The organism is Streptomyces sp. MK7 (assembly GCF_032658145.1).
Lineage (GTDB): Bacteria > Actinomycetota > Actinomycetes > Streptomycetales > Streptomycetaceae > Streptomyces > Streptomyces spiralis.
In genome coordinates, this window is record NZ_JAVACL010000099.1 from 1 (window position 1) to 6,855 (window position 6,855).

At 71.0% G+C, this 6,855-nt stretch carries 5 protein-coding genes and 3 pseudogenes; 6 read left to right on the forward strand and 2 right to left on the reverse strand.

What is annotated here, in order from left to right:
- Nucleotides 1-31: 31 nt before the first annotated feature.
- From R2S09_RS39690 to R2S09_RS39705, 4 genes and pseudogenes are all read left to right on the forward strand, one after another.
- On the forward strand, nucleotides 32-982 hold the full coding sequence (locus R2S09_RS39690) for an NADP-dependent oxidoreductase (RefSeq protein WP_316746136.1): 951 nt from the start codon (nucleotides 32-34) through the stop codon (nucleotides 980-982).
- A 230-nt stretch (nucleotides 983-1,212) separates the two neighbouring features.
- Nucleotides 1,213-1,446: pseudogene (locus R2S09_RS39695) on the forward strand (ISKra4 family transposase); the annotation flags it as partial.
- Between the two features lie 183 nt (nucleotides 1,447-1,629).
- Nucleotides 1,630-3,216, forward strand: a complete 1,587-nt coding sequence (locus tag R2S09_RS39700) for a methylmalonyl-CoA mutase (protein ID WP_306193151.1) — start codon at nucleotides 1,630-1,632, stop codon at nucleotides 3,214-3,216.
- A 46-nt stretch (nucleotides 3,217-3,262) separates the two neighbouring features.
- On the forward strand, nucleotides 3,263-3,718 hold the full coding sequence (locus R2S09_RS39705; RefSeq protein WP_316746137.1) for a cobalamin B12-binding domain-containing protein: 456 nt from the start codon (nucleotides 3,263-3,265) through the stop codon (nucleotides 3,716-3,718).
- Between the two features lie 6 nt (nucleotides 3,719-3,724).
- Here R2S09_RS39705 and R2S09_RS39710 read toward each other — a convergent pair.
- Nucleotides 3,725-3,961: pseudogene (locus R2S09_RS39710) on the reverse strand (transcriptional regulator); the annotation flags it as partial.
- A gap of 474 nt (nucleotides 3,962-4,435) precedes the next feature.
- Entirely contained in the window at nucleotides 4,436-5,152 is a 717-nt protein-coding gene (locus R2S09_RS39715) for a multiprotein-bridging factor 1 family protein (RefSeq protein ID WP_399145713.1), read from the reverse strand.
- 116 nt (nucleotides 5,153-5,268) lie between these two features.
- Here R2S09_RS39715 and rfbB point away from each other — a divergent pair, with 116 nt between their 5' ends.
- Both rfbB and R2S09_RS39725 read left to right on the forward strand, forming a co-directional pair.
- Nucleotides 5,269-6,306, forward strand: coding sequence for a dTDP-glucose 4,6-dehydratase (gene rfbB, locus R2S09_RS39720; protein ID WP_316746139.1), 1,038 nt, complete (start codon nucleotides 5,269-5,271; stop codon nucleotides 6,304-6,306).
- A 177-nt stretch (nucleotides 6,307-6,483) separates the two neighbouring features.
- A pseudogene (locus R2S09_RS39725) lies at nucleotides 6,484-6,738 on the forward strand (NDP-hexose 2,3-dehydratase family protein); the annotation flags it as partial.
- Between the last annotated feature and the right edge of the window lie 117 nt (nucleotides 6,739-6,855).

The window sequence follows — 6,855 nt, forward strand, 5'->3', positions numbered from 1 at the left end:
TAAGCCGGGGTATCCACGAAGGAGAGACCCGATGAACGATGCGAACACGATGCGAGCCATCAGCCAGGACGTCCTCGGCGGTCCCGAGGTCCTGAGGGAAGTGCGGGTCGGGCGGCCCGCGCCGCGCCCGAACGAGGTGCTGGTCCGGGTGCGGGCCGCCGGGGTCAACCCCACCGACTGGAAGCACCGGGCCACCGGCGGTTTCCTGGGCGAGCCGCCGTTCGTCCTGGGCTGGGACCTCTCCGGCGAGGTCGCCGAGACCGGGATCGGCGTGGCCGCCTTCAAGCCCGGCGACGAGGTCTTCGGCATGCTGCCCTACCCGTTCGGCCACGGCTCGCACGCCGAGTACGTCACCGTCCCGGCGCGCGCCCTGACGCACAAGCCGGCCTCGATCGACCACGTCCAGGCGGGCGCGCTGCCGCTGGTGTCGCTGACCGCGTGGCAGGCGCTGACGGAGTACGCCGATGTGCGGCCCGGGCAGCGGGTGCTGGTCCATGCGGCGGCCGGCGGGTTGGGGCACGTCGCCGTGCAGATCGCCAAGGCGCGCGGCGCGTACGTGATCGGTACGGCGAGCGCGGGCAAGCACGACTTCCTGCGGGAGATCGGCGTGGACGAGCCGATCGACTACCGGTCCACCGACGTGACGGAGGCCGTCCGGGACGTCGACGTCGTCCTGGACACGCTCGGCGGTGAGACGTCGGTGCGGTCGCTGGGGGTGCTGCGGCCCGGCGGGATCGTGGTGTCGGTCCTGCCGGTCGGCCCGCCGGAGTTCTACGAGGAGGCCGAGCGGCTGGGCGTGCGGGCGGTGCGGATGCTGGTGGAAGCCGACCGGGCCGGGATGGAGGCGGTCGCGGAGCTGGTGGAGTCGGGGAAGCTGAAGGCGACGATCGCGGGGACCTTCCCGCTGGCCGATGCCGCCAAGGCGCACGATCTGGGCGACACCGGCCGGACGACGGGCAAGCTGGTGCTGCTGGTCGACTGACCGGGGCTCAGAAGGTGAGTCTGGGTCGCCACTTCACGTGGTGGCGACCCGGTCGACCTCGTTCTTCCGTCTCCGTCTCCGTCTCCGTCTCCGTCTCCGTCTCCGTCTCTGTCTCCGGTGGCGGAGACGGAGACGTGGGCGTGGGCGGCCAGCGGCGCTTGGGGGTGGACAAGGCGGTCGGCTACCTCCGGGCCAAACTCCCCCACCTCGGCTATGACATCGCGCTGGCGGAGGGCTGGCCGATTGCGACAGGCGTGATCGAGGGGGCGTGCCGGCACCTGGTGAAGGACCGGATGGACATCACCGGTGCCCGCTGGGGCCTCGCCGGAGCCGAGGCCGTCCTCAGGCTCCGCACGGTGATCAGCAACGGCGACTTCGAGGAGCACTGGAAGTATCACGCGCAGCGCGAGCACCTGCGGGTTCACGCCATCCGCTGCCGCGACAGCCTCGCACTCGCAGCGTGATCACCGTCCCTCAAACAGAGCCGCACCCTATCGCGTTCGGCCTGCCGGCGCTGCTCTGCGCCCTGACCGCTGTGGCCCGCGTACCCGGTCCTGCGCCGCTCGAGGACGCCCCTAGCGACAGCCCCGACGGTGAAGACGCCACGGACACCTCGGATCAGGCTGCTCGCCGGGAGACACGCAACGATGGACCACATCAGAACAGGCGAGTCCGGACTGCCCATCGAGCCGGTGTACGGCCCGTCGGCTCTGGAGGGCTGGGACCCGGATCAGAAGCTGGGTGAGCCGGGCCGGTACCCGTTCACGCGGGGTGTGTATCCGTCGATGTACACGGGGCGTCCGTGGACGATGCGTCAGTACGCGGGTTTCGGCACGGCCACCGAGTCGAACGCCCGTTACCAGCAGCTCATCGCGAACGGCACGATGGGCTTGTCGGTCGCTTTCGACCTGCCGACGCAGATGGGCCATGACTCGGACGCGCCGATCGCCTCGGGCGAGGTGGGCAAGGTCGGTGTCGCCATCGACTCGGTCGACGACATGCGGGTGCTGTTCGGCGGGATCCCGCTGGACAAGGTCTCCACGTCGATGACGATCAACGCCCCGGCGGCGCTGCTGCTGCTGATGTACCAGCTGGTGGGTGAGGAGCAGGGCGTGGCGGCGGACAAGCTGACCGGCACGATCCAGAACGACGTGCTCAAGGAGTACATCGCCCGCGGCACCTACATTTTCCCGCCCAAGCCCTCCCTGCGGCTGATCGCGGACATCTTCAAGTACTGCAAGGCCGAGATCCCGAAGTGGAACACCATCTCGATCTCGGGCTACCACATGGCCGAGGCGGGGGCGTCGCCGGCGCAGGAGATCGCCTTCACGCTCGCCGACGGCATCGAGTACGTCCGCACCGCGGTGGCGGCCGGTATGGACGTGGACGACTTCGCCCCGCGCCTGTCCTTCTTCTTCGTGTCGCGAACGACGATCCTGGAGGAGGTCGCCAAGTTCCGTGCAGCCCGCCGGATCTGGGCGCGGGTGATGAGGGAGGAGTTCGGCGCGAAGAACCCCAAGTCGCTGATGCTCCGCTTCCACACGCAGACGGCGGGTGTCCAGCTGACGGCGCAGCAGCCGGAGGTGAACCTGGTCCGGGTCGCCGTCCAGGGCCTGGGAGCGGTGCTGGGCGGCACCCAGTCGCTGCACACCAACTCCTTCGACGAGGCCATCGCCCTGCCCACCGACAAGTCCGCCCGTCTGGCCCTGCGCACCCAGCAGGTCCTCGCCTACGAGACGGACGTGACGGCCACGGTCGACCCGTTCGCCGGGTCCTACGTCGTGGAGAAGATGACCGACGACGTGGAGGCCGCCGTCCTCGAACTCATGGGCAAAGTGGAGGAGTTGGGCGGCGCGGTCAACGCGATCGAGCACGGCTTCCAGAAGTCCGAGATCGAGCGCTCCGCCTACCGCATCGCCCAGGAGACCGACTCCGGCGAACGCGTCGTCGTCGGCGTCAACCGCTTCCAGCTGGACGCCGAAGAGCCCTACGAGCCGCTGCGCGTGGACCCCGCCATCGAGGCCCAGCAGGCCGAACGCCTCGCGAAACTGCGCACCGAACGCGACCAGGAGCCGGTGGACTCGGCCCTGGCAGCCCTGAAGAAGGCCGCCGAAGGCGAGGACAACGTCCTGTACCCGATGAAGGACGCCCTGCGCGCCCGCGCCACCGTCGGCGAGGTCTGCAACGCCCTGCGCGAGGTCTGGGGCACCTACGTCCCCACCGACGCCTACTGACGGAACTGCTGACCCACCGACCGACGAACCGGACCGAGGACTCGCCATGCACTCCACTCCCGGCGCCGCCGAGAAGCCCATCCGCGTCGTCGTGGCAAAGCCCGGCCTGGACGGCCACGACCGCGGAGCCAAAGTGATCGCCCGCGCCCTGCGCGACGCCGGCGTCGAGGTCGTCTACACCGGACTGCACCAGACACCGCGTCAGATAGTCGACACCGCGATCCAGGAAGACGCCGACGGCATCGGCCTCTCGGTGCTCTCCGGTGCCCATCTCACGCTCTTCGCCCAGGTGATGGACCTCCTGAAAGAGGAGGATGCCACCGACATCACCGTGTTCGGCGGCGGCATCATCTTCGAGGCGGACATCCCGCCCCTGCTCGGCCTCGGAGTCGCCGCGCTGTTCACCCCCGGCACGCCGACCCGCGAGATCACCGACTGGGTGCACGCCCACATCGGATCCGGCAGCGCACAGGCCGCCACCGATCTGACATCGGCCTCGTGAACCGACACCGGCGGCTTCGTCGCGCACCGCGCGGGTCGGCGGGCGCGACGCGGTCATCAGCTCCAGGCCGGAGACGGCAGTGGAGCCGCGCGGGGTGATGACGCGGGTGGCGTACACCCCGAGCACGCGGGCCGGCGCCGGCGACTCGGCTGCGTCGCCCCAGGAGCGGGGATCCAGAGCGTCCCACGGCAGGATCGCCGGCTGCACGCAGCGACGCTGCCCGCCCTGCGCGGGCCGGTAGACCGTTCCTGAAGACTGCGCAGGAGTGAGTCCTGCTCAGCCGCACGCCCCGAACGGTCTTGGGCGCTCCCCCACTGCCTGAACGGCGTGGGAGGTACCCCCAGGTCCCCGGCGTACTCGACCCCGGGGCAGCGACACGCATCCTGTGCACGGTCCGATCCCGGGAGGCCGGCTCCCTCACGACCTGGCCATATGGGCACGGCCAGAGGCGACGAGGAGGCCCCGAACCATCACTCCGGTGGAGCAGGGGCCCCGCACGCCGGCACCGCACCCGGCGTCCCAGATCGCACGATCACCGTAGCCCGAACGACCCAGGCCCCCACAAGCCCGCAGGCCGACCATCACACGATCGAGCTGAACCGTCCTCGTACGCACTCCCTGAGGCACGGCTGAGGCCCCCCGCCCAGGGCCCGGACCCGCGCCTGGTCAGCTGCCCCTTCGCGCGGGTGATCTGCTGGACGACCTTGTGATCGTCCGTCAGACGCAGCGAGCGGCGTTCCTCCGGGCTTCTCCAGCCGGGCCGTAAGGGGCGAACCGATCGGCGGCCGACTCGGTGAGCACGATCAGCGGGTCGGAGTCCTTGCCGTCGCGGTGCAGTCGCGCCTGCCCGATCCCGGGCTCGGCAAGCGTCCACTCCACCAGGGCCCAGATCGTGGTCGCCGGGCACTGCAGCACCACGCCGCCACCGCACTCCACCGAACCGTCGCCGTCCAGCACGCCCAACGAACCGTGCGGGAATCGCGGGTCGACCACCGCGGGCGTGGCCTTCTTCGCGGCCGGGCGGCGCGACGTCGACGTCGGCCTGGCGGGCGTGCTTCTGGTCGACGGCGTCGGGCGGGCGTCGGCGGCCGCGGCCGGTACCGCGGGCGCGGGCACCGCTGTGGGAGCTGGGGCGGGCGTCGGCGCGGTGGTGGTGGTGAACGTCGCAGGCACCGGTGCCGGGTACTTCGCCGCCCAGCCGTCCAGCAGCCGCTTGTAGGCGGCCAGGCGCGGTGGGCGGGGCGTAGCGCGGCCCGTCTCCCAGCCGTTGATCATCTCGCGCTTGGTGCGCAGCGCGGTCGCCACGTCCTGCTGGGTCAGGCCGGCGGCGCGACGTGGCGGCCTGCTCCCTATACGGTGTTGCCGGCGGCCGGGTGGTGAATCAGCGGCGGTGGGCCACTTCTGAGGTGACGCGAGCGGCAGCGCGTGGTCCACCGCGTCCTGGCGACGGCTGACACGTCCGAACTCGATCGAGGAGAGAAAGTGAGACCTCTGCTGCTGTCAGGCGGGCCGGGTACGCGCCCGCACCCCCGCCCCGGGATCGCTGCCCGATGAGACTCCTGGTGACGGGCGGTGCCGGTTTCATCGGCTCGCACTACGTACGCACGCTGCTCGCCGGCGGCTACCCCGGTTACGAGCAGGCCCAGGTGACCGTCCTGGACCTCCTCAGCTACGCCGGCCGCCGGGAGAACCTGCCCGCCGACCACCCCCGGATGCACTTCGTGCAGGGCGACATCTGCGACCTCCCGCTGCTGCTGGACCTGCTGCCGGGCCACGACGCGGTGGTGCACTTCGCCGCCGAGTCGCACGTGGACCGCTCGGTGCGCTCGGCCGCGGAGTTCATCCGGACCAATGTGAGCGGCACCCAGACCCTGCTGGAGGCCTGCCTGCGCCGCGGCACGCCCCGATTCGTCCACGTCTCGACCGACGAGGTGTACGGCTCGACCGACGAGGGCTCGTGGACCGAGGACGCCCAGCTGATGCCCAACTCGCCCTACGCGGCGTCCAAGGCCGGCTCCGACCTGATCGCCCGCGCGTACTGGCGCACCCACGGGCTGGACGTGTCGATCACCCGCTGCTCCAACAACTACGGCCCCTACCAGTTCCCCGAGAAGCTGATCCCGCTGTTCGTGACGAACCTGCTGCAGGGCAGGCCGGTGCCGCTGTACGGCGACGGAGGCAACGTACGCGAATGGCTGCACGTGGACGACCACTGCCGGGCCGTGCAGACGGTGCTCACCAGCGGCGGCGCCGGCGAGGTGTACAACATCGGCGGCGGCGCCGGGCGCACCAACCTGGAGCTGACGGAGCGACTCCTGGCGCTGTGCGGCGCGGACCGGTCCATGATCCGGTACGTCCCCGACCGCAAGGGCCACGACCGGCGCTACTCGCTGGACGACAGCAAGATCCGCAAGCAGCTGGGATACCGCCCGCGGATCGCCTTCGACCAGGGACTGGCCGAGACCGTCGCCTGGTACCGGGACAACCCCGGGTGGTGGAAGACGGCGGACAGCCACCGAGCCGCCGCCGACCCGGCCGACACCGCCGCCGCCGCCGACCCGACCGATGCCGCCGAAGGCCCCGGATGAGCGACCGCAAGGCCCCGGTTCCCGACGAGGTCCGCAAGGACCCCGCGGACCAGCAGAGCGACACCGGCTTCATCCCCGGGGTCACCGAGATCTGGCCGTCCGGCGCGGTGCTCGACGCCGACGACCGGGCCGCCCCGGTGGAGGCCGCGCTCGACCTGCGGATCGCGGCCGGCGGTGCGATGGACGCAGCCCATCATCAGGCAGCCGGAAGGGGGCATCCTCGGCATCCTGGCCGAGGAGTTCGACGGGGTGCCGCACTTCCTGATGCAGGCCGAGATGGAGCCGGGCAACCCCGACCTGCTCCAGCTCTCCCCCACCGTGCAGGCCACCCGCTCGAACTGCACCAAGGTCCACTGCGGCGCTGCCGTGAAGTACATCGAGCACCTCACCCAGCCCTGCCGCGGCCGGGTGCCGGCCGACGTGCTGCGGAGCGCCGGCAGCAGGGTGACCGACGTGATCACCATCACCGGTACGGCCGTCGACGCGCCGATGGCTTGACCGTGGCGGTCTCCGGCTCGTCCCGTCCTTGAGGCTCTCCTTGAAGCGGGT